The sequence below is a fragment of the Acinetobacter sp. GW821-FHT01E09 genome (assembly GCF_059422385.1).
Genome location: NZ_JBWKWU010000001.1, coordinates 1232663 through 1257185 on the forward strand (window position 1 = coordinate 1232663; position 24523 = coordinate 1257185).

Sequence of the window (24523 nt, forward strand, 5' to 3'; positions counted from 1 at the left end):
TAGTGGAAAGGTTTGGGATTGCAGGTTGGTTAGAAATATTTTTTAAAATAACTTTGGGGTTGTTGAATTAATATAACTCTAGGGTTATATTTTACTCATCAAGACAGATGGAGCTGAAATGAAAAGTCTGGAATTGATTAAGATGATTGAAGCAGGCGGTTGGTATGAGGTTAGGGTTAAAGGTAGTCACCACCATTTTAAACACCCGGCCAAAGAAGGTCTGGTCACAGTACCTCACCCTAAAAAAGATTTACCAACTGGAACTGTTAAAAGCATTTTAAAGCAAGCAGGTCTTGAGTGACCCACTGCATCCAAACTTCATTTTCTCCAAAAGAGGTGAGTATGTTATATCCAATTGCAGTAGAAAAAGGTTCGAATGATGAAGCCTATGGCGTGATTGTTCCTGATATTCAGGGATGTTTCTCTGCTGGAGATACTTTTGAAGAAGCATTAAGCAATGCTAAGGAAGCAATTGCAGATCATTTGGAAATTCTTGCAGAAGATGGCAAAAATATTCCATTGGCATCAGAAGTAAGTAAGTTTCTTAATGATGAAGATTTTAAAGGCTTTATCTGGGCGGTTGTAGAAGTTGATGTGAATCGTTATTTAGGTAAGGCTGAAAAAATTAATGTCACCTTACCAAGTCGATTGATTTATCTCATAGATGATAAAGTGGGCAAAGATAAGCAGTATAAATCCCGTTCTGCATTTTTAGCAGCTGGTGCTGAAAAAATATTGCAAGCTTCATCTTAGCTAACCAAAGAAACCCACTCAATTGAGTGGGTTTCTGAATATTTAAAGAAAAGTGAGTGAGTATTAAAACTAATAAGCTACAAGGTGCAAAACATTTTTAGAAAGGCCTCCGTTCACTGCCGAGCAGGCAGCTTAGAAAATCCAAGCCAGAAAAGGAACTTTCCTTTCAGCGTTCACTGCCACATAGGCAGCTTAGAAAACCACGCCATTTGCCAAAGTTGAAAGTAAAGTGTTCACTGCCGAGTAGGCAGCTTAGAAAATATGATTGGCGATTTTGGCTTCCGTTTTACTGTTCACTGCCGAGCAGGCAGCTTTAAATAAGCCAACACAACACAAATATTAATATGTTAAATAATTCACATTTTTATGAGAAAAAATATTTATATGATTTTGAACAGTAAAAATTTGAATATCATATAGACTGTTTTGAAAAATTCATTCCTTAAACTCATATATAAATACCATGATCGGGCATCTTAACAGCGTTACTTTGCAAACGCTGGTTAGCGAAAATACAAAATTCAAGCGCAACATCAATGATTAAAACAGTGCCTAAAGCATGGATATGCCTTGTTTGATGGACTTTGTGGAGTCATAAAGGTAAGTTTTTGAATTGCTATTTTTAGCCTAAATTTCTAAATATACATGGCTAAATTGGAATAGGGTCGATGAGATCAATTTACATAAAAGCATGAGCTAAACGCATCAATTTAATTCTAAATTGATGCTGAAATAACGTGAGGTTCAATTTTTTATGTAAAATTTACAAAAAAAAATTCTTTAAATAAAACTGAAATATGAATTTAATAATTATTTAACATACTGAAATATATAATTAAAATATTTTGCTCAAAAAATACAAATTTATATACGCTTGTATCTATTTGCTGTAAAAAGTGTGACATTGTTTACATTTTTGTTTCAGTGTGCATAATAGCCAACGACCGAAACGAATCATTTTTTTGTCTGTATAGGATACTTGGTATGAAAAATATTTTTTTAGCAGCATCAGTTTCAATTTTAGCAATGTCTAGCGCTTTCGCAGCGGACGGCACAATCACAATCAATGGTCTAGTAACTGACAAAACTTGTGATATCGTGACTCCACAAGGTAAAGATTTCACTGTAACGCTTCCAACAGTTTCTAAGCAAACTCTTGCTAAAACTGGTGATATCGCGGGTCGTACGCCATTCACAATCAACTTGGCTAACTGCTCTGAAGGCAAAGTAGCAACTTATTTTGAACCAGGTTCAACAGTTGATTTTGGTACTGGTCGTTTAAATAACACAGATGCAACTGGCGCGAAAAACGTTCAAGTTCAATTGTTAGGTTCAAATAACCAATTCATTCCTGTACTTGCTGCTGGTGCTTCTGGCGCGCAAACTAACTCTCAATGGGTAGATGTTGCGGATAAAGGTGCAGCTGATCTTAATTACTATGCTGAATATTATGCAACTGATGCATCTGCTGCTGGTAAAGTAACAACATCTGTTCAATATACTATTATCTATCAATAATTTTTTATTGAATGGTACGGAGCTAGGTTGTCTGGCAACCTAGCTCTTTTACTTTATTTTAGATATAGAGATAATCGTTATGTTCTTGAATCATTCCTTTCTTAAAAAAGGTTTACTCGCATTTTTAATTCCGTTTGGTGCAGCGAATGCTGAAATCATCATTCATGGTACTCGTGTCATCTATCCATCTGATGCACGTGAAATTACTTTACAGGTAAGTAATAACGGAAATAATCCTGCATTGGTTCAAGCATGGATTGATGAAGGAGATGCGAAATCTACTCCAGATCAATCGAAAGCGCCTTTTATGATTACACCGCCTATATCGCGTGTGGAAGCTAAAAAAGGGCAGTCTTTACGTATTACTAGTTTGCCGAATGCAAATGAGTTAAGTAAAACTCAAGAAACACTATTTTGGTTAAATATTCTCGATATTCCACCAAAGCCTTCTGCGAAAGATCAGAATGTTGTACCAGATAACTTTTTACAACTTGCGATTCGATCGCGTATTAAGTTTTTTTATCGCCCAGCTGGACTTAAAGAAGATGTCGCTTTGGCACCTGAAAAATTACAGTGGAGCAATAACGGTACTCAGTTAACCGTAAAAAACCCAACACCATTTCATATTACCTTGACCTCTATTATGCAAGATCAATCAGGCAAACGCGTTGATTTGATTTCTCAAGGCTTAATGTTGAAACCATTTTCTGATGGAACGGTGAGTTTAAAAAATTCCAATGTCGCTAAGATGACCTTTACCACGATCAATGATTATGGTGGTCGTGTAGAGCGAAATATTAAGTTTTAATAGATTGAACAAGTCGTTAAATTTCTTCAATGCAAGAAATTTAAAGCACCTTCGCAATGATGATTTAATCATTTCATTTATCTGAGAGTAAGCGAGTAAAAAAACCTATTCATTTGTTGATAGGCAGACTTCTTTATGCAAAAAAATGAACAAAGCTACAAGTGGATCAAGCGACATATCAGTTATTATGTGGCTTGTGGGGTTATTACGCTCAGCATTCCTGCTTTAGTTAATGCATCTGAAACTGACTTAAAAGAGGCTGAAAAGTCTCCGACTGCTGCAGAAGCAGAATTTGATTCGGCTTTTTTAATTGGCGATGCCAAAAAGATAGATGTAAATCGCTTTAAATATGGCAATCCTGTGTTACCAGGTGACTATAATGTGGATATTTATGTCAATGGTAACTGGTTTGGTAAACACCGTATGGTGTTTAAAGCGACTGAAAATAATCAAAATGCGTTTACCTGCTTTAGCTCAAACCAATTATTAGAATACGGCGTTAAAGCAGACGTGTTAAAAAAAGGCGAAAGTTTTGCTTTGACTGGTTGTCAGAAAATTGAACAGTGGGTTGAAGATTCGTTTTATGAATTTGATACTTCACGTTTACGTGTCGATATTTCGATTCCACAAGTTGCGATGCAAAAAAATGCGCAAGGCTATGTCGACCCTAGTGTTTGGGATCGAGGGATCAATGCTGCATTTCTTTCTTATAATGCCAGTGCATATAAGACATTTAATAAAACCCAAGGTGGCGAAGAAACCACCAATGCATTTACTTCGATAACTGCTGGTGCAAATTTAGCAGGTTGGCAATTGCGCCATAATGGTCAATGGCAATGGCAAGACCGCACCACCACAGATAATCAATCTAAATCAAGTTATGACGCGATTAACACCTATGTGCAACGCGCATTCCCGCAATACCGTGGTGTATTGACTTTAGGTGAAAGCTTTACCGATGGTGAAATCTTTGATTCATTTGGTTATCGTGGTTTCGATTTTTCCAGTGATGACCGTATGTTACCTAACAGTATGATTGGTTATGCACCTCGTATTCGCGGTAATGCAAAAACCAATGCCAAGGTTGAAGTACGTCAGCAAGGTCAGTTGATTTATCAAACGACTGTTGCACCGGGTAGTTTTGAAATCAATGACCTCTATCCGACAGGATTTGGTGGTGAACTCGAAGTTTCTATTTTAGAAGCCAATGGTGAGATTCAACGCTATTCAATTCCTTATGCATCTGTTGTACAAATGCTCCGTCCAGGAATGAGCCGTTATTCTGTGTCAATGGGTCAATTCCGTGATAAAGATATCGATCTAGATCCTTTTATTGTACAAGGGAAATATCAACGCGGTATCAATAACTCGATCACGGCTTATGGTGGTGTACAGTTCTCAGAAGACTATTCAGCAGTGACATTGGGCAGTGCTTTTGCAACACCGATTGGTGCAATTGCACTCGATGTAACGCATTCACAAGCAGATTTTGAACGTCGTAAAAGTGAAAGTGGGCAAAGTTTCCGTATCAGTTATAGTAAATTAATTACACCGACAGATACCAATTTGACCTTGGCAGCATATCGTTATTCTACAGAAAACTTTTATAAGTTACGTGATGCGATATTGGTACAAGACCTTGACAATAAAGGTATTAGTTCAGCTCATGTGGGTAAACAACGCAGTGAGTTTCAGATCACGCTGAATCAGGGTTTACCACGTGATTTAGGCAATATTTATGCAACAGGTTCGTGGGTTGATTACTGGAATCGTCAGGAAACAACCCGTCAGTATCAAGTCGGTTATAGCAACAGCTATCGTGGTTTGACTTATGGTTTGTCAGCAATCAAACGTATTGTTGAAAACAATGCCACAAGTATCAGCAATAGTGATACTGAGTATATGCTGACCATGTCCTTACCGCTTTCATTTAAGAAAAGCTCAGCGAACCTTAACTCGATTATGACGCAAGATAATGCGACTGTTGGTGTGAGCGGTGTGGTTGGTGATCGTTTTAACTATGGTACATCTGTATCGACACGCTATGGTGATAATCCAAGTGCCAATTTAAATGCTCAGTATCGCACCAACTATGCCACTGTTGGCGGATCATTCAGTGCGGCTGACAGTTATCAACAAGCAATGTTGACTGCACGTGGTAATATTGTCGCGCATCCTGAAGGTGTCTTGTTTGGACCAGATCAGGGGCAGACCATGGTGTTAGTCTATGCACCTGAAGCAGCTGGTGCAAAAGTAAATAACGCGACAGGTTTAAGTATCAATAAATCTGGTTATGCGGTGATTCCATATGTAACACCATATCGTTTAAATGACATTACCCTTGACCCTCAAGGAATGTCGACAGATGTAGAGTTAGATGGTACAAGTCAGCGTATCGCACCCTATGCAGGTTCAATTTCACAAGTGAGTTTTGCAACGAAAATTGGTAAAGCAATTTATATTCGCAGTAAAAAACAAAATGGTGAAACTTTACCTTTTGCAGCAGAAGTATTTGATACAAAAGGTGAAAATATTGGAATGGTTGCACAGGGTAGTATGGTTTATTTAAGAACCAATACCACTGCAGACTCGGTTACAGTGAAATGGGGCGAAAATGCCAACGAACAATGCCGAATTCAATATGACGTTTCTGCGCAAGCAGCAGACAAAAAGCAAAATATGATTATGGCGGAAGGTGTATGTCAATGAACGTTAAAGTTTTAAATCGTATGCTCTTGCTCATTGCTGGGACCGTGAGTTCAGGCGCATATGCAGCTTGTGTACCCCAACGTGGATTTACACCACAAGATGTGAGCATGTCTGTTGGTCGTGTTGTGGTGAGACCGAGTGATGCCGTTGGAACGATTTTACGTAAAGCGACATTTCCAATTTCATCGAATGGATCTACATATTCTTGTGATTCTTCAGCAGGCACAATTGAAGCCGTCTTGCAACAGAGATATCCTATAAGCCCATCAGGTAATTCAATTTATAGTACCAATATTGAAGGAATTGGTATTCGTCTATACCGAGAAGCGGCAGATAATTCTAACTTTTCAGGTTATTACCCTTATACCAGAAGTTTATCTAGATATACCACTTATCGTTTATCGCCTGGATATTTCGTTGTAGAAATTGTTAAAACTGCACCATCCACAGGATCAGGTGCATTGGTCCCAGGACAATATAGTCGTTATAACGTGATTGGTTATCCGAATCAGCCTTTTTTAACCAGTACGGTATATGGTAATGCGATTACCATTGCTTCTTCATCATGTGAAATCCAAGGCAATATTAATAAAACGGTGACACTGCCAACGGTAAATAAGGTTGATTTTAAAGGTGTCGGCTCAACGCAAGGTGAGCAAGCCTTTGATCTCAACATTTTGTGTAATGGTGGAAAAAACCCAACGGGTTATGAAGAAAGCAATAAAATCAGCCTAAGCTTTGATTATGATGCTGTAACCAATACCACAAATGTTATTAGCAACAATGCTGCTGCGGGAAGTAATGCATCAGGTGTTGGCGTACAATTGCTTTCTCAATATAAAAACTCGAATAAAGTGATTGCTAAAAATGACAAGCTAGAATTAGGCACGTTAAAGTCAAATGATAATATTCAATACAATGTGCCAATGACTGCGCGTTACTATCAGACTGCAACTAAAGTGATGCCCGGAAAAGTCCGAGCTATGGCAACCGTCACAATTGAATATGATTAATTGACGTGAATCATATTTTTTAAAATTATTTTTTTATTTATTGATTGGAAAATCTTGTATTAATAATAAGGTTATGTAATTAATTAACTACACCATTTCTTTAGAGGGGAATGAGATGGAGTTAAATAAAAAACTATCCTTTTTATTAATAACATTTACAACGATATCGAGTTTAAGTTTAGCCACATACGCAGAGGAGGTTCATTTTCAAGGACAGATTGTAGAATTTACATGTGAAAAGGATTCTAATAATTCTAATTGCAAAGTGATTGATAATACAATTGATGTGCTGAGAAAAACCACAACATTAAATAGCTTTAATTTCAATAGTTTAATTGAGAAAAAAGCCAATAGTATGGCACATTTAAAAATTCAAGATTTAGAAAGCGACCAGCATAAAATATTGGTGGTGGATTATTATTAAGTCAGTTAATTTGTGAAATAAATAACATAAATTAAAAATTATGCTACGCGATAAGTTAAAATATAATCTGATTATTTTAGTTGGATTATATTTTAATTCGTATTAAAAATAGTCAAATTTTTAAACTATATTAAATGGCTGTACATTATTTTATCGGTTGAACGATTTTCTTTAATATATGCATAAAGGTTTTTAAGATAATATTGTAGTTTTTCCCTTTGTGGGTGATTAAGCATATCGGTGTACTGTAATGCATTCTCTCTTGTAAAATCGGTTGCATCAAACCATCTTCGACCCATTTCTTTGCATAATGATCAGGTAAAAAACCCATAAATTTTCCTGAGAGAATTAAAAACGCGATACCTTCTCGGTCACTGGCTGTCGCTGAACAGTTTAGTCGTTGATGCAACTTCATTGCATCGGGGGTGATGGCATAATTCGGAAGAACCGTATTGCATTGTTTTAAGTCTTCTAAACTTATTTCACCTAAATGCTGAAAGAGCGGGTGGTTTTGCCCACAATAAAGAGAAGATTCTTCGTTATATAAATGAAAATAATCTAGACCAGATAGTGGACTGACCAAAGGAATCGCCCCAGCATGTAATCGATTGTCCAAAACACGACACTCAATATCTGACAGTGTGCTCATACTAATATTAATAACCACCTCAGCATTTTCTTCTGCAAGCTGTGCCAATGTATTGGTGATATAGGCACTGGGCATCGTGACTAAGTTATTAATAATGCCAATATTAAATTCGCCTTTAAGCTGATTATGCATTTGATTGATTTTGGCACGAAAGTCCTCAATCGAAGCGGTCAGTACTTCTATATATTCTAAAACTTCCCGACCTTCATCGGTGATGGAAAAGCCTGCTCGACCGCGTTGGCAGAGGCGAATCCCTAGGCGATTTTCCAGATCACTCATATGCAAACTTATCGCAGAACGGCTAATTCCAAGGATACTTTCGGCAGCAGTGAAGCTGTGACAATCACAGACAGTTTTAAATATTTTAAGTAACTTTATATCAAAATCAGTCACTTGGTTTAATTTTTTAGGTTTCATTTAGTTTTGCTTTTTTATATCTAAACTCAAGATATTTTGAATTTATCAAAACTATAGCGCTTTGTACACTCAACAGATAACCACAAAACAAGAAGAGTGCTTATGTTTGATATCGATACCTCAAATGACCGTGATGACGCATTGGAAGCCAGTCAGTCAAATGTGCAGATGAACTTAAATTATCAAGCCCATTGGATGCCATTTTCTGCAAATCGTAATTTTCATAAAGATCCGCGCATGATCGTGGGTGCAAAAGGATCGTATTTAGTTGACAGTAATGGACGAGAGATTTATGACTCATTGTCAGGATTATGGACGTGTGGTGCAGGACATACACGACCTGAAATCCAACAGGCTGTGAGTAAGCAATTGGCAAAATTGGATTATTCACCTGCATTCCAATTTGGACATCCTTTATCTTTTCAATTGGCTGAAAAAATTATTCAGTTGATGCCTGAAAAACTACAACATATATTTTTTACCGACTCAGGTTCAGAATCTGCGGATACTGCGATCAAGATGGCACGTGCATATTGGCGTATTCAGGGCAAACCAAGCAAAACCAAATTGATTGGACGGGCACGTGGCTATCACGGTGTAAACGTAGCGGGAACCAGTCTAGGTGGCATTGGCGGAAATCGTAAAATGTTTGGTCAATTGATGGATGTTGATCATTTGCCTCATACCTTGCAAGCGCATTTAAGTTTTACCAAAGGCTGTGCGGAGACGGGTGGGGTTGAGCTGGCAGATGAAATGCTCAAACTGATTGAATTGCATGATGCTTCTAATATTGCAGCAGTGATTGTAGAACCAGTTTCAGGTTCCGCAGGCTGTATCGTGCCACCAGTCGGCTATTTACAACGTTTACGTGAAATTTGTGACCAACACGATATTTTACTGATTTTCGATGAGGTGATCACTGGCTTTGGGCGTATTGGTAAATGGACTGCGGCTGAACATTTTGGGGTTACACCAGATCTTTTGACCTTTGCTAAACAGATTACCAATGGCGCAATTCCATTAGGTGGTGTGGTGGCAAGTCATGAAATTTACAATGCGTTTATGCAGCAAGAGCTACCTGAACATGCGATTGAATTTACCCATGGCTATACCTATTCGGCCCATCCTGTTGCCTGTGCCGCTGCTCTCGCCACCTTAGATGTACTCGAAAAAGAAAATTTAATTTCGCAATCTGCTGACTTAGCGCCAATTTTAGAAAAGCTTGTCCATGAATTAAAAGGTTCCCCCCATATTGTCGACATCCGTAACTGCGGATTGATTGGTGCCTTGCAATTGGCACCGCGTGATGGTGATGCCACGATTCGAGGTTTTGAAATTGGAATGAAGCTGTGGAAAGCAGGTTTTTATGTGCGTTTTGGCGGGGATACCCTTCAGTTTGGTCCTATGTTTAACAGCACAGAAGCGCAATTAAGCAGCTTGATGAATGCCGTAGGTGAAGCACTTTATCAGGTGAAATAACTTGGGTGAGCCCCCTAAGCAAAGCTACACGGAACAGATAGACCATAGACAAGGAAAAGTAATGAACAATTTAGAAAATTTTAGTGATGGCGAGCCGTCTAATACCGAAACAGTTGAAGCAGTGCAACCGATCACACTGGTTGGGCATTTTATTCAAGGGGGACTTGTAAGCAAGACCTCAAGAACACAAGCTGTATACCACCCAGCCACTGGTGCGATCAGCAAAGAAGTTGCGCTTGCAGATAGCGACTTAGTCAATCACGTGGTTCACATTGCACAACAGGCTTTTCCAGCATGGCGTGATACCCCTGTGATTAAACGTGCACGAGTGATGTTTAAGTTTAAACAACTGCTAGAAGACAATGCTGAAAAACTCTGTGAGTTGATTGGACAGGAACATGGAAAAATTTGCCATGATGCGCAAGGTGAGTTACAACGCGGAATTGAAAATGTTGAATATGCATGTGGTGCACCTGAGTTTTTAAAAGGTGAATACTCAAAAAATGTTGGCCCAGATATTGATTCATGGAGTGAATTTCAACCTTTAGGCGTGGTTGCTGGGATTACACCATTTAATTTTCCAGCAATGGTGCCATTGTGGATGTTCCCAATGGCGATTGTTTGCGGAAACTGCTTTATTTTAAAACCTTCTGAAAAAACCCCATCCGCAGCATTATATTTGGCGGAATTACTTAAACAGGCAGGTTTACCCGATGGTGTGTTTAACGTCATCAATGGTGATAAACAAGCAGTGGATGCCTTATTACATCATCCAAATATTCAAGCGATCAGCTTTGTTGGTTCAACCCCGATTGCTGAATATATTTATCGTACAGCAACTTCAGCAGGCAAACGCTGTCAGGCACTAGGTGGGGCAAAAAATCACGCGATTATCATGCCCGATGCGGATATTGATAATGTGGTGAACTCATTATTAGGTGCAGCTTTTGGCTCCTCAGGTGAACGCTGTATGGCTTTATCTGTTGCCGTGGCAATTGGCGATGAAATTGCGGATCTGGTGATTGAAAAACTGACTCACGAAATGCAACAACTCAAGTTTGGTCATTATACAGATCAACAAAATGACTTTGGACCGCTCATTTCTCAAGCACATAAAGATAAAGTTCAAGCTTTTATCCAAAGTGCTGAACGCCAAGGTGCTAAAATCGTTGTCGATGGTCGTGACGCCAAACCTGTCGGTTATGAAACAGGTTTTTTTGTTGGCCCAACGCTGATTGATCAGGTTTCATCAGACATGACCAGTTATCAGCAAGAAATTTTTGGCCCTGTTTTACAAGTGATTCGTGTAGAAACCATGCATGAAGCAATGCAACTGATTAATGACCATGAGTATGGAAATGGTACCTGTATTTATACCCGTGATGGGGAGGCTGCGCGCTATTTTAGTCACCACATTCAAGTGGGAATGGTCGGTATAAATGTGCCATTGCCTGTACCTGTTGCATATCATAGTTTTGGTGGCTGGAAACGTTCGTTATTTGGTGACCTCTATGCCTATGGGCCAGATGGAGTGCGTTTCTATACACGTCGTAAAACCATTACCCAGCGCTGGCCAGCTACACACGTTCGTGAAGCCAAGCAGTTTTCAATGCCAACTTTAAATTAATTTTTGCTGTATAGAGGGAAGATTATCGATTTTCTCTCTTTTGAATAAGGATTTAATAATGTAAATCACGATTTTAAAAGTATTTTTAAGGAATAAAATATGAATGGTGTTAAAACAACAAAATTAGGTGAAGGACTTTCCAACCGACATATCACGATGATTAGTATCGGTGGCGTTATTGGTGCAGGTTTATTTGTCGGCTCTTCAGCTGCAATTGCCAAAGCAGGGCCTGCTGCTGTACTGGCTTATATTATTACCAGTATTATCGTTTTTTTTGTGATGCGTATGCTCGGTGAAATGGCCGTTGCTCAACCAGATACAGGTTCATTTTCCACTTATGCACGTAAAGCAATTGGCCCTTGGGCTGGCTTTACCGTGGGTTGGTTGTATTGGTGGTTTTGGGTTTTGGTAATCCCTATTGAAGCAATTGCTGGTGCGGAAATTTTACATGCATGGTTTCCTCAAGTTTCCAGTGCTATTTATGCTTTTGCTTTTATTATTTTACTCAGTTTAGCCAATTTCTTTAGTACTAAAAGTTTTGGTGAGTTTGAGTTTTGGTTTGCTTTAATTAAAGTGGTTGCGATACTGCTGTTTATTGTGATTGGTGCATCGGCTGTATTCGGTCTTTGGCCTTTGGCTCGTGATGTCAGCGGTGTGGGGCATTTATTTTCAAATGGCGGTTTTATGCCGCATGGCATGGGTGGTGTTCTCTCGGCGATTTTAATTTCAGCATTTTCATTTTTTGGTGTTGAAATTCTGTCGATTGCTGCGGCAGAGTCTAAAAATCCACAAGAGAAAATTAAACGTGCCACCAATCTGGTGCTGTATCGCATCATTTTATTCTTTGTCGTTTCGATTTTTCTAGCAGTGGCTTTAGTCGATTGGCGTTCGCCTGATTTACAAAAATTGGGGACCTTTCAGTATGTCTTGGTCAGCCTCAATGTGCCGCAAACCAAATTGATTATGGACATGGTGGTGTTTATTGCGGTGGCAAGTTGTATGAATGCGGCTGTATATACTTCTTCACGGATGCTGTTTGCATTGGGTGCACGTCAAGAAGCCCCGAAAGTTGTGACTAAAATTAATGATGCAGGTGTACCAACAATCGCAGTGTTTGCTTCAACCTTGGTTGGACTGATTTGTTGCGCCGTGAATTATATGTTTCCTGGGCAAGTTTTTGGATTTTTACTTTCAACAACCGGTTCAATTGCCTTAGTGGTTTATTTAGTCATTGCTGTGTCACAACTACGCTCAAGAGCTAAACTGGAAAAAATAGGCGCTCAAGTGACCTTTAAAATGTGGTTATTTCCTTGGCTGACATGGTTTGTCATTGTGGTGATTATGAGTGTATTGGGCTATATGTTTTTATCGCCTCAATATAGTTATGAAACGACTTTGTCCTTAGGGGTAACCTCCATTGTGGTGATTTGTGGTCTGATGGTGACACGCAAGAATAAAACCGCGAAGCGTATGGCCGTCCATTTGGATTAAATCATCATTAAACAGCGCAGAACAAGCAGCAAACTTTGTAGGTTAAGGATAAAACCAGCAGTACAAAGTTTGCTTGTTATAATTTCATTTATTAAAAGTAAAAAAATCAATAACTTAAACTATATCATCTACGTTACTTTATCGTGAGTTAAGCGATTTTAGCCAGTTAGGCATCAAACCTATCGAGTTCCGTGTCAAACTTTTCATTTATATCGCGTTTATTATTGATGTTTTGTTTTCTCCACATGGAAGGTGAGACGCCATTCCAGTCTTTAAAAGCACGATTAAACGAGGTTTGATCTTTATAGGCGAGTAAAAAAGCAATTTCTGTAATGGAGATTGTAGGATTTTGAAGATGTTTTTTGGCTAAATTTTGACGAATATTACTGAGGATGTCTTTAAATGATAGCCCTTTGCTTTTTAAATTTTTTTGCAACATGCGGGCAGAGGTATTTAACGATTTTGCGATAGTGTGAATTTGCACATCATTGCGTTCAAGTGCTTGTATCGTCCTTAGTGTGATCAGCTCTAAAAAAGAATCTTCTTGTGGCATTTTACTGAGCATTATATCGGCATGATTCAATAATATGTCTAAAAGAATAGGGTCATAATATTTTAATTGGACATCCAATAATGAGTTGGGTAAAACAATCTGAGTTTTTTTCGCATTAAATCTAATGGGGCATTTAAACAGTTGTTGGTATTTTTTTATATCATTGGGCCTAGGTATCGCAAGCTCTAAACGATGAAAAATATTTTCATCTGAATCAATGAGTTGTTGTAAATGGTGGTAGAGCGTAGATACCTGTATTTCTTCAACGATGGTGGTTTCTTCAATATATAAACCCACTTGCAAATAGGCGGGTTTGTCCCACGAGATTGAAAAGTAGTGTTCGTCAAGCTGGACTTTTTTGGGGATGTAGTTAAACCAAAGTTTTTCGTATTGAGACAGTATTTCAATATAGTCAAATAAAGTGTCACTTGATTGTGCCATATAAGCCACAATGCCGATGTGTTTTGGCTGAGCTAAAGCACCAATGTCTAATCCAACACCAATTTGGGGAAATTGTTTATTGATTTGTTTTATTCTCTTAAGCCATTCTCCAAATGGAATGTGATCATTGAGTGAATATTCAGCATCGCTTGAAACATCTAAGCCTTTTTTTTTACAGAAATCGTCTAATAAAAGTGCCATTCCTTTATTCACACTTTTTATTTTAAAAAAAGTTTTCATGAATTCTCCCAATACTCATTCGATGTTTCTGTGTATTTATTTTTTATTTAAAGTAATCAAAGATTTGTCTTTGTATTCGCGCTATTCATTTTTCTTTAAAGCGGTGCGGAGATTTGAATGATGAAAATAGATAAAAGTTGTCAGCTATTTTCTATGTTGTTCAAATAAGAATGATGAATTCTTAATGCTTCGCCTTAAAGAGTTTGAATATTCAATCGTGTTAACCGTCAATCATGAATCGCGTTATGCGTTTAATCATATTGAATAGAAAATTGAGCATTTGCATTTGCAATGCCTGCAAGGGCTTGCGCTTTGGTCACAATATAATTTGCATAAAAGAGTGCTGAAACATTGCCATTGATATCTGTACTAAAGGCTTCGCTTTTCTTACCTAAAGGCAGTCTTTTTTTATCTTGATCTCGGATTTCTATGGCAATATTTTCAGCTTTATTGGTTAAGGCATCGAGCGCTAAAAGTTCAGCATTTTCGTTATTTCGAGGCCCTTCAAAAGTGATGGTCACAGATCCATTCGGTGGGCAGTTACTCATCTCAAAATGGATTGGTGTAGGCTTCGATTGGCTGCCTACACTGGGTAAGTCTTTGCTGGCAACAGTGCCAAGCTGTATATATTTATCTTGTTCAGAACTTAACACGCCACATGTTGCTGTCGTCACGATCCCTGAAAGCTCAATATTCACTCGACCCAGCTCTACATTGCTATTTTGAGCATGAGAGAGTTGATGAATATTTAAACAACATATCGTTGTGGCAACTGCCATATATCTTGCTCTGTTTTTCATGGTGGTCTCCTAATCAAAATCCACTCTGAGATATCCTCTAGACTTAAACGGACCAATTACTGGTTTATTTCCAGTGATACTGACGGGCCAAGCTTTGATGGTCACGTTGGCTGGTTGTTGATTGAGATTAAACGGAATCACACTATTGATATTATTGGGCAATAACACATTGTCGTTTTGATCTGACATCTTAAAGCCAATATCTGGATTATCTGAGATCATCATATCTCCAGTGGCTTTTTCAGCCTCAAGCCGAAGTGTCAGCATTGCTTGGGCATCAATATTGGTACATTGAATTGCTAAGGTATGACTCTGTTTATTGACATTGTTGGGTTTATTGCCTGGACCTGCCTGACTAAAGGCATAGGCTGGAATTTCCCCAAACTTAATTTCTAAAAAGTCACCTGTGCCAATTTTGCAACTTTGTGGAACCGTAATAGAACCGCTGTAACTGATCTTATAAACAGGGATACTTAAAGGATCTGCTGAACCTGTTGTGACATACACAGTAAACATGGTTTTTTTCGGAATAGGCACAAAGTCAATAAAAGGTTTAATCACTTTGAGGCGGAAGGTAAAGTTTGAATCCCAAATACCAAAGGGTTGACCTCTACTTACATTGGGGTCTGTACCCATCTGTACATAGTTTGCAGGCGGATAAAAGTCTCCTGCGAAGCTATCGGTAATTTTCATGGCACCGACCAAATAATCGTTGATCGGCAAGTATTTATATCGATCAATGGTTTCTACCACAGAGTGGTCAGAAACATAACTACGCATGGTTCTATTTCGACTAATACTGGAGTTATGAACTGGGCAGGTTCCATAGACCTGTGAACTAAAGTTTCTTTTAAGCTCTACAATTTTACCTACAGCATTATTGGAGCTGTTGAAACTATTGGATAGATCATAAAAAACTTCATCCACCACACCGTTCCCTTTACTGTTCCAACAGACAACTGCAAAAGATGGGGCAGAAGTAAGCAACAACATACTAGAAATTAAAAGCTTAAATTTCATATGATCTCTCCTTATTGACATTCAAGATCAAATTGAATAACGGGTTTGCTGAGATCCATGTCTGAAATATCGTAGTTTGCCAAACATTTTCCTTCAGCAGATTCACCCCAATTCACTTGCAGTGTGCCTTTGAGCGGAAGTCCTGTTAAATAAACTCGTCCATCATCTGCAACGATACTGGTGGCTGAACTTTCCTTTTCGATTACACTGCTTGCATACGGGATAAACTTGCCGTTATGCGATAAGGTGATAAGTGCTCTAACACCTAAACTGGTATTAAACGTCGCTCTGGCAATCGCCCCTTTGATTGGAACGACATTTTCAACGTTATTGCTGATTTCGAGATTATTACTGAAAGTATTTGAATTGAGTGCAACACGATTGGCACGATATTCAGTGGCATAAGGAACGATGGCATATCCACGCCAATCGGTTTTAACGCCGGTATAGTTTTCGATATTTACACCTTTTGCACCGGGTGCTTTGACCAAAATTGAGGTGCTACCTAACGGTTGACCAAAGGTAATCCCATCACGGTGCGCTAAAATACCGCCAGATGCGTTATAGGTAAATTGATTTGAGTTCTTTTCGTAGCTATAACCTGCACCTAAAGTACCGTAACTGCCATTGTAATTTAGGCTGACTGAACCAATATCGCCTTGCTTACTGACTTGTCCCTGATTGATGCTATAACTTAAATTACGATCTTTCAGTAAGGTGCCACTTAAACCTGCCATATAGGACTCATTCCCATTTGAATTTTGTGTGGTCGAAAAAGTGCTGTATGCATTTTGGATTGGATGATTACGGAAATTCGCTTTCGGCCATAATTTATCTAATGGGAAAGACAGATTCATGGCATACATGGTGTCACTTTGATTAATCTCAGAATATTTATTACGGCTGACTGAGAATGAATAATTCAGTGCTTTCCATGAGTTTGCATAACCCGCTTGAACCCATTCATTTTTTTTGTTGGTGTCCCAATAGGTTTGCTGATTTCCGGAGACAAATAAAGAACCATAGTTGCCAAGTGAATGCGAGATATTGACTTCAAAGCGACCTTTTTTAGAATTATATAAATTGTAGTAATCCGTAATGATCGGGGTATTGGCTTGATTTCCGTCTTGAGTTTCGGAAACGTGATAGCCACTCATACGATTATAAGCAACATCATTTAAGGTATAGAAACCTTTGGTGGAATAACGATAGCCCAATAACTGGAAGGTGGTTCCAGAGCTTAATAATGATTTTGAATATAAAAAGCGCAGAGACTGCCCACTGCTCGTGGATCGATCCGCCAACTCGCTGTCCGCATGAGTAAGGTCAAAAGACAGAGCACCATAATCGCCGAGGTTAGCACCTAGACCCACCAATGCACTCTTATATTTTTCTGATAATTGTGTCCCCGCATAAACGGATATACCATTTTTTAAACCGTGAATTGCTGTTGCCTGTAGCAATGACGGATTATCTTGAGAATCCAATCCGCTACGGTACTCACCCACCACCACACTATATTTTGTACGTCCTTCACGTTGTAGCACTGGAAGGCTTGAATAGGGCACTTGAAAGCTTTGAATCGAACCGTCATTTTCTTCAATCGTAACCAAAAGGTCACCACTGATTGAGGTTGGATTTAAATCTTGGATAAGGAATGGTCCGGGTGCGACATTTACCTGATGGATTACAAAACCATTTTGTTTAATCACCACTTTTGCATTGGTTTTTGCAACCCCACGAACTGTAGGGGCATAGCCTTGCTGACTGTCTGGATACATTGCTTCAGAAGTCGACAAATGTGCGCCACGGAAACCAAAGCTATCAAAAATTTCGCTACTTGTTGAGCCGTCACCAATCACCAGTTGGCTTTTTAAAGGAATAATGGTTTTTTGTACATAGGTGTTTAAATTATTCCATTGATTTGTGGTTTTACCATTGTGTGAATTGGCGTTAAAACTGCCTGAATGTCGGAACTGCCATGAGCCAATATTGAGTCCATTATCCAGACGTAAAAATAAACTGTTGGTATCTGTTTTAGAGTTGTCATAACCCGAAATATTATAGTTGGTATAAAAGCCGTTGATCCCTTCATCCCATTGATCGGGTGGAATATAGCCGCGAATTTGGTTGCGTAAAGACGCTTGTGGCAAGCTGATCAATAATTTTTGTTTATCAAATTGAAAGTGGCTATTTGCACCGTCAATGATTGAAATAAAATCTACACATTGTGGGTTTGAGCTAGACAATTGCTCGTATTGGGCAATATTGACCCCAAATCCCTGCAATGTTTTGCTGTCTAAACACGGAAATAACCCCGTTGTATCTTGAATGCCTGATTTTTCAATAAAATTGATGTCGCGGGTAAACGCATATTGATCGTTGACATACACATCAACCCGGTACACGCCCGGCAATTGATGGGTCGATTTCTCAAATCTGCTCAAATCAGAAATTTGTGAATTGGATAAGTTATCTGTTAAAAATGCAGGGTTAAACACCTGTTCTGCATGACTGGTTCTTGGGACTACGATTGAAATCAGCATAGTCACTGCGATACCCACTGGATATCGCTTGATATTTCTCCTTACGCATACAACATTGTATGGCATTGAAAATAGACTATTCATAATTATTACTTCAGTTCTAAATCAACTTTAGCCGTTAAACCACCGTAATCATTGACCGTTTGATAACTCAGCTTATTGCCTGAAGTCGCTGAAATTTTTGTTTGAGCAAAAGGACTCGCCATCACATTTGGCACTTTTTGGTTATCAACAAAAACGTTCACAAAAGAAACGTGATAAGGAGATGGATTATTCACCATGATTCCTTCTGCTGATTTTGAAAACTTAAGTGTTTCTAATGCGGCTTCAGGTTTGGTTTTTAGATTTATTGGACGAACAAACAGTTTGATTCGAGATAAAACAGCAAGTTGTAAAATATTCTTGTCAGTCAAAGTCGATTTATCAATCGAAGGAATTGCCTTGACATTGACCCAAAATACCGACTCTCTATCTTGTGCTAAGTTGGTGGCAACATTGACAATTCTTAATGTATTTTCGCTATTTGCTTCTGCGACAAATAAGGGCGGAGTAATCAGAAAATCTTTTGATTTTTCATCTAAATTATTTTCAATCCATGAGTTAATTAAAAAGCGTTCTTTATTGTTGCTGTTGACAATAGCTAATGAAACTTGCTTGGCATCGGTTGGGTAAATAACACGAGTTGCCCCAAGTGATATACCGCCAATAATATTGTTATTGGCCAAGCTGGTAGATGCTAAGCAGGCTAAGGTTATACTAAGAACACCATTTTTAAATAAGTTCAGTTTCATATAAGTCCTTAGAATTCATTTATGGATAAAAAACAGAAATTAAAATATTCGATGCTTGAGCGGATGGCTTTTCTGAGGTTTGGTTGAGGAGAATACCAATCCTATTTTTAGCGAAACTGTCATAACGTTCAGGTCGATCAATTTGTCGAATAAATTTCTGATCCAGACGGGTCTGTTCAAAATCTTGAATGTTTAATTCTTGATGAATATCAAAATCATTTCTTGCTTTTGGATCTGTATAAAACATCTCATGGGTTGGCTTATTTTGTTGAGATAAACCAATGGCAAGATTGTCGTAAATGCTCACAGGACATAATGAAAAATTGATTTGAATTGGAGAATTGGGAGTTTTAATAGATACAGCAGCATTATTCTCAATCAAGATTGAGCAGCTTTGATTTATCAAAACTCCCTGAAAATGAGCTCTTCCACCAAATACATAACTCTCTGCGTAAATATGAGTACTTACTAATATTCCAACAATCAGGGTTATATACTTTTTCATGGTAAATAAGCTCATGTAATCAAGTAGTTAATAATTATCTTAGGCAGATAAATTATTCATATTTCACTACAAAAGTTGCATCAGCATTTGCTTGACCAGGTGTAGATGCACCAGTCGCTACATAACGAGCGCTGAATTGAAGTGTGTTATCACCAGTGATCAATGTTTTAGGTGTAGAGAAACTAGCACCAGTAACACCTAGGATTTTTGAAGTGTCATCAGCAATCTCAATCCCTACATTTGTTGCAGCAGTAGAGTTTGTACCACCAGCAGCAACTGAAAGTAAGTTTGCATTAGACGTTACAGACTGACCATAAAATGCAACAGCAGCAGTTGCTTGAACTGTTGGATCACAGTCAACAAGTTTGATTTGGAACGGTACTGGAGTTGTTTTATCGCCAGCAACAGCTAAACGTGCAGTACGGTATTGGCCTAAATCAACAGTTTGATTTGAAGATTCTGTACTTACAGCACATGCTGCATTTACGATTTCACCAGTAAAATGTACTGTACCGCCGTTAACTGTTACAGGATCAGCAGCAAAAGCTGAAACAGAAAGCGTTAACGCAGATAAAGTTGCAGTACTTAATAGAGCTAATTTCATAGTAAAACCCATTCATTTTTGAAGGTTGATTTTTAATATTTATTTAAAATCATTTTTTATGATTTCAATAAATTACATTTAGTCGCACTGTTTAATAAAATAGTAATGTACTTAAATAAATGCAGTGTTATAGTGACGCACATCACAATAGATAACTTTGTATTTTGTGCCTGATTATTTTGTATTTGACGACCTTATCTTTTTTTATGAAAAGTATATGAGTTAATATGATTAGCCGAAGGGCTTCTTTTTAGATGTGTTGTGTAGAGTGTTGTTACCTGATATTGATATAAGTTGGGAGGGGTTTTTGATCAAAAATGCTCATTGCATTTGTAGATCTAAGCTGAGTTCGAGATAAAATTCTTGATGAAATAGGATATTCGAAGTTGGGCGAGGGTACGTCCTGTACCTCCGCATTCCCACACACAAGGGCGCGACATCCATGTCGCCACACGTTAGGATCATCATCTAGGATTCAAAAGTACAAAAAATGAATTGATAACCAACTGTTTATAAAAGTTCATTCAAAACATAATTTTCATTTATGCTTGATGACTTGATGCAAATCACTTGTATGAATAATTAGGTGCTTTGACTATAGCTCGGAAGACAGACTTAACCCATAAGCGTCAGCTGTATCACAACAGCACTCAAAACTAGACGATTTATACATCGGTTTATTGTGTATAACGCTTTATTTTTTTATCTGAGATGGCATTCCAATTTGTGCAGCCAAAGGCGAAAAAATCACTTTAATTGGAGAATTAGCTTGGCTTTGCTGTACATCAGGCCCTATATAATTCTTTCCTTGAGATGTTGCAAAACTACGATGCCACACACTAAGTTCAGTGTCTGACAGCCACGCTATGTGCAAAGCATTATCCTTTGCGCCAAAGTCGATGGTTTTTACATCAAATTGCGCCAAAGCATGAATAAATGAACGACATTTTTCAGTTTCACCTTTTTTCAGAACTGAAATCTGAACTTGGGTTGCGCCACCAAACATTACATCATTGGCTCGGCACTGAAGAACTTCCACATGAAAACGACCATCAGGAGAAGGCAGATCTCTTGTCAGCTTATTCACAGTACTGGATTGGCATGCCGTTAATACCATGGGCAATATCAGTAAAGTGCTTATCCTAGTCAGTTTCATTTCATTCCTTGCTATGTAAATACATGACGATTTTTGTTTTATCGCTTTATTCAAATCGGTCAGTCTGCTTTTAGACAATCCGATGAGTGATCAAATTGCACTATTTTTCACAATTCAGGCTAGTCATTATATGTGTTGCATGTTTGCTGGCGATTTAATGAGTGATTACGTGTTTAAGTTTATCTATATTTTTCTGTTTTAAAAATATGTTTCTGTGTTGATTTTTCACATGATTTAATTATTGTGTTTAGCCGTTCTGCATTTAATCTTACTGGGAATGCTTAGAGAAAATTTAATGAATAAAAAAGGGCTTGCAGAAAAAAGTTGTAGAAGTTTTAATCTAAGTTTGAACGTTAGATAAAATATTAACATTCCATCAATCAGAAAATTGATCATATATTGTTTGTTATTTTGGATAGTAATCATTCAATTTGTTAATGATTATTGGCCATGAGGGCTTTTATTATGTTTAAAACATTCACGATCACAGAGCAACACTATTTTAAACAATTCATGGGGATTGCAAACACGCTTGTGTTGGCGTTTGTTGTTTTGATGTGGTCAGGCCATGTGGCCGCAGAGGGCAATTGTCCTCCTGGTTATTATCCAATTGGTGGGCAAGGCCTGCAAGGGTGTGCACCGATTCCAAGTGGCGGTAGTAATGGTGGTGGCGGTGGTGGCACATATAAATGGGAACCCTCACTTTGGGAAAAACGTTGGGGCGCGATTGCTGAAGATAAGACAGCACCTTCTCGACCTACAGGTTATGCCCAAGCGACACGAACCGAACGTGGGGCAAAAAAAGTAGCCTTGGAAAATTGCCAAAAAAAGGGAGGTAAAAATTGTGAAGTCATCTTTACCTATAACAATAAATGTGTTGCCTTGGCTGATCCGACTCAAGGTGGTCAAGAGTCTGTGATTAGAATTGATCGTACGCCCGCAGGCGCCAAAGCATTAGCTGCTTATGAATGTCAAAGTAAAAACAAGCAAGAGTGTAAAGTGGTTTACTCAGCATGTAGTACTTATTACGAGCCGGGCGCCAGTATATTTTATTGGTGGTAATACATAGCGGTTCTGCTTTAAGTAACATCGCCTATTGTGATAAACCCGAGATAAGTATTTGAAGTAAAATATATTTAAATAAAAGATCGGATCTTTTTAAAGGATAAAAATGATGAAAGCGGTTAATTTTTTACTGGGCAGTATTTTAGCTTTGCCCTTGTTTGCACATGCAGATGCCTTGAAACTGCAAAAAAGCACACAGGAATTTGATCAATATCGTGGTCAAATTACAGTGAATGGAGAATATTCATATTATTTTGATGATGAAGTGGCAGGTGATGTTATCTGTTTTCATCCGAGTGCACCTTCAGATCAGTTGATACCGCGTAAGCCGGATGATCGCCGTTCACGCTGGTTTTGTTTCAGTGACACTCAACAGGTAGCTCAGGCATTAAAACTCAACAAAAGACCTAAGGAAGGCTATATTGGCTATACAGGACATGCAACTGTAACGGTTGGAGAATATGCGGTTTATAAGGGCGAAAGTGATGGTACTGATCTGGCAAAATTGGTATCAGTCCAAAAAGCAGATACAGCTAAACTGGTTAAAAGCTCAGGTTATTAAAGCGCATTGTTATCGCGATGTTAAATTAAATACATATTTAAAGTTTAAAGGAAATAAATCATGAAAATTGTTAGTTTTTTACTGGCGGGCATGCTGATTACGCCAATTGTTGCACAGGCAAAAACACCACAACAATGGGCTGACTGTGCCGATAAGGTTGGGCGTACTATCGATGTACAAGAAGTTGGTAATATCGGCTATGAGTCAGAAATCAAAAGCAAGTGCGGTACACGTCCTGTTTCAACAACGGGTATGGCGAAACCAGATGGTAAACACCCGCATGACGTTATACAGGCAGCACCTTGGAAAGCTCGTTTTCAGCAATTAGTTGGTAAATCATATGCAAATATCACTTCAGCTTTAGTGGTATCCAGTGCAATGCAGCGTCAAGGTGATTGGCTGGTAGGCAGTGGTTATGATCCACGTGGGGCGGGTGCAAGTAAGGCTGTCATTGCGATCAATACCAAAACAGGTAAAGTCATGGCAGCTTATTCAGATACTGAAGATGGTGTTAAGTTCTTTGGCTTTGATGAAAATACCAAAGGTGTTCCAAGTAAATTTTCACAATGGGTTGCGGAAAGTGCAGCAGGCTGATTTGTTATAGTCAACCTGTAAAAAAACTCATATACAAGAAAATAATTTCTTTTAATTAATATTTTTAATTAAATCAATTGTATTGGGAAATAAATTGTTTGATTATCAAAAAGCTTGCAATGCCACTCCTTACCTTCAAAGTTTAAATATCTTTGCGTAGGCGATGCCTCACTTTTCGTAGGGATATGCCAAACATGAGCAAAAACAAAGCCGTGCTTTGTTTTTGCTCATGTTTGGCGAGGGGTACGTCCTGTACCCCCGCATTCCTACACACATAGGGCGACATCCATGTCGCCCCCACGGTAGGACTAACCATCTAGGATTCAAAAGTATAAAAAAAGAATTGAGAACCAATTAAAATATTCATTGTGATTTAAAATCAGCAATTACAGGAAAATTACAATCTAGTGTTGTATAAATAGCTGTGTTCAAAGCTTAGGTTTGTTGTAGCAAAGATATGCTGGTTAGAGAGTAATCGACTGTTCAAAATACTGTGTTATTTCGAATTAATATTTTGTATAAAACCCTGAGTCTGTCATCAACACAGTCATATAAAAAAATAGCATTACTTAGCGATAATTAACAGTAAACAAGCTTTTAAAATAAGTTTTATAAGTATAATACGCCACTTGATGAAATGGGATTGAATAAACTGTTGCAGTAAAAAATAGTGTTGCAAGAGGATCTTTTAATTAAGAAACCAATTGTTAGACAAAGTTCAATTGTATTTTTTGTATTTATTGTTATTCAAATGTTAT

Annotated in this window: 22 protein-coding genes; 13 read left to right on the forward strand and 9 right to left on the reverse strand. The window is 38.2% G+C overall.

The window, feature by feature from the left end; translation table 11 throughout:
* Positions 1-118: 118 nt before the first annotated feature.
* The 7 genes from AC07U8_RS05690 (at position 119) to AC07U8_RS05720 (ending at position 7225) form a co-directional block, all read left to right on the forward strand.
* Positions 119-301: a type II toxin-antitoxin system HicA family toxin gene (locus tag AC07U8_RS05690; protein WP_494737475.1), complete on the forward strand. Its 183-nt coding sequence runs from the start codon at positions 119-121 to the stop codon at positions 299-301.
* A gap of 41 nt (positions 302-342) precedes the next feature.
* Complete coding sequence (locus AC07U8_RS05695; RefSeq protein ID WP_494737476.1) at positions 343-753, forward strand: type II toxin-antitoxin system HicB family antitoxin; 411 nt, start codon at positions 343-345, stop codon at positions 751-753.
* A gap of 984 nt (positions 754-1737) precedes the next feature.
* Positions 1738-2271 carry a fimbrial protein gene (locus tag AC07U8_RS05700; RefSeq protein WP_096733505.1) on the forward strand — a complete coding sequence of 178 codons (534 nt, stop codon included), beginning with the start codon at positions 1738-1740 and terminating at the stop codon, positions 2269-2271.
* A gap of 79 nt (positions 2272-2350) precedes the next feature.
* Entirely contained in the window at positions 2351-3079 is a 729-nt protein-coding gene (locus AC07U8_RS05705) for a fimbrial biogenesis chaperone (RefSeq protein WP_004722241.1), read from the forward strand.
* A 135-nt stretch (positions 3080-3214) separates the two neighbouring features.
* Positions 3215-5788 (forward strand): fimbria/pilus outer membrane usher protein, encoded by a 2574-nt coding sequence (locus AC07U8_RS05710; RefSeq protein WP_494737477.1) that lies wholly within the window; start codon positions 3215-3217, stop codon positions 5786-5788.
* On the forward strand, positions 5785-6801 hold the full coding sequence (locus AC07U8_RS05715) for a fimbrial protein (RefSeq protein ID WP_096733507.1): 1017 nt from the start codon (positions 5785-5787) through the stop codon (positions 6799-6801). The genes AC07U8_RS05710 and AC07U8_RS05715 overlap by 4 nt, the downstream gene beginning before the upstream one ends.
* Before the next feature lie 115 nt (positions 6802-6916).
* Complete coding sequence (locus AC07U8_RS05720) at positions 6917-7225, forward strand: hypothetical protein (RefSeq protein ID WP_494737478.1); 309 nt, start codon at positions 6917-6919, stop codon at positions 7223-7225.
* A gap of 145 nt (positions 7226-7370) precedes the next feature.
* On the opposite strand, the gene AC07U8_RS05725 is transcribed toward AC07U8_RS05720, so the two are convergent.
* Positions 7371-8291, reverse strand: a complete 921-nt coding sequence (locus AC07U8_RS05725; RefSeq protein ID WP_315078703.1) for a LysR family transcriptional regulator — start codon at positions 8289-8291, stop codon at positions 7371-7373.
* Between the two features lie 96 nt (positions 8292-8387).
* Between AC07U8_RS05725 and aptA the strand changes: the two genes are divergently transcribed.
* The 3 genes from aptA to AC07U8_RS05740 all read left to right on the forward strand — a co-directional run bounded on the left by aptA (position 8388) and on the right by AC07U8_RS05740 (position 12888).
* Entirely contained in the window at positions 8388-9770 is a 1383-nt protein-coding gene (gene aptA / locus AC07U8_RS05730) for an omega-aminotransferase AptA (RefSeq protein ID WP_494737479.1), read from the forward strand.
* Positions 9771-9831: 61 nt separating this feature from the next.
* Positions 9832-11397 carry a CoA-acylating methylmalonate-semialdehyde dehydrogenase gene (locus AC07U8_RS05735; protein WP_494737480.1) on the forward strand — a complete coding sequence of 522 codons (1566 nt, stop codon included), beginning with the start codon at positions 9832-9834 and terminating at the stop codon, positions 11395-11397.
* Positions 11398-11496: 99 nt separating this feature from the next.
* Positions 11497-12888 (forward strand): amino acid permease, encoded by a 1392-nt coding sequence (locus AC07U8_RS05740; protein WP_494737481.1) that lies wholly within the window; start codon positions 11497-11499, stop codon positions 12886-12888.
* 166 nt (positions 12889-13054) lie between these two features.
* On the opposite strand, the gene AC07U8_RS05745 is transcribed toward AC07U8_RS05740, so the two are convergent.
* The 8 genes from AC07U8_RS05745 to AC07U8_RS05780 all read right to left on the reverse strand — a co-directional run bounded on the left by AC07U8_RS05745 (position 13055) and on the right by AC07U8_RS05780 (position 21505).
* Positions 13055-14122, reverse strand: a complete 1068-nt coding sequence (locus AC07U8_RS05745) for a helix-turn-helix domain-containing protein (RefSeq protein WP_494737482.1) — start codon at positions 14120-14122, stop codon at positions 13055-13057.
* A gap of 251 nt (positions 14123-14373) precedes the next feature.
* A complete protein-coding gene (locus AC07U8_RS05750; protein WP_096733513.1) occupies positions 14374-14922 on the reverse strand; it encodes a fimbrial protein in 549 nt (182 codons plus the stop codon).
* 9 nt (positions 14923-14931) lie between these two features.
* Positions 14932-15942 carry a fimbrial protein gene (locus AC07U8_RS05755; protein ID WP_096733514.1) on the reverse strand — a complete coding sequence of 337 codons (1011 nt, stop codon included), beginning with the start codon at positions 15940-15942 and terminating at the stop codon, positions 14932-14934.
* A gap of 11 nt (positions 15943-15953) precedes the next feature.
* A complete protein-coding gene (fimD, locus tag AC07U8_RS05760; RefSeq protein ID WP_494737483.1) occupies positions 15954-18572 on the reverse strand; it encodes an outer membrane usher protein FimD in 2619 nt (872 codons plus the stop codon).
* A 5-nt stretch (positions 18573-18577) separates the two neighbouring features.
* On the reverse strand, positions 18578-19279 hold the full coding sequence (locus AC07U8_RS05765) for a fimbria/pilus periplasmic chaperone (protein WP_494737484.1): 702 nt from the start codon (positions 19277-19279) through the stop codon (positions 18578-18580).
* 19 nt (positions 19280-19298) lie between these two features.
* On the reverse strand, positions 19299-19784 hold the full coding sequence (locus AC07U8_RS05770) for a hypothetical protein (RefSeq protein ID WP_494737485.1): 486 nt from the start codon (positions 19782-19784) through the stop codon (positions 19299-19301).
* A gap of 52 nt (positions 19785-19836) precedes the next feature.
* Positions 19837-20388 carry a type 1 fimbrial major subunit FimA gene (gene fimA, locus AC07U8_RS05775; protein WP_016539504.1) on the reverse strand — a complete coding sequence of 184 codons (552 nt, stop codon included), beginning with the start codon at positions 20386-20388 and terminating at the stop codon, positions 19837-19839.
* A gap of 694 nt (positions 20389-21082) precedes the next feature.
* Positions 21083-21505 (reverse strand): hypothetical protein, encoded by a 423-nt coding sequence (locus AC07U8_RS05780; RefSeq protein WP_494737486.1) that lies wholly within the window; start codon positions 21503-21505, stop codon positions 21083-21085.
* A gap of 504 nt (positions 21506-22009) precedes the next feature.
* Between AC07U8_RS05780 and AC07U8_RS05785 the strand changes: the two genes are divergently transcribed.
* The 3 genes from AC07U8_RS05785 (at position 22010) to AC07U8_RS05795 (ending at position 23765) form a co-directional block, all read left to right on the forward strand.
* Positions 22010-22606, forward strand: a complete 597-nt coding sequence (locus AC07U8_RS05785) for a DUF4189 domain-containing protein (protein WP_494737487.1) — start codon at positions 22010-22012, stop codon at positions 22604-22606.
* 112 nt (positions 22607-22718) lie between these two features.
* Positions 22719-23171, forward strand: a complete 453-nt coding sequence (locus tag AC07U8_RS05790) for a hypothetical protein (protein ID WP_494737488.1) — start codon at positions 22719-22721, stop codon at positions 23169-23171.
* A 60-nt stretch (positions 23172-23231) separates the two neighbouring features.
* Positions 23232-23765: an Ivy family c-type lysozyme inhibitor gene (locus tag AC07U8_RS05795; protein ID WP_096733521.1), complete on the forward strand. Its 534-nt coding sequence runs from the start codon at positions 23232-23234 to the stop codon at positions 23763-23765.
* The last annotated feature ends 758 nt before the right edge of the window (positions 23766-24523 follow it).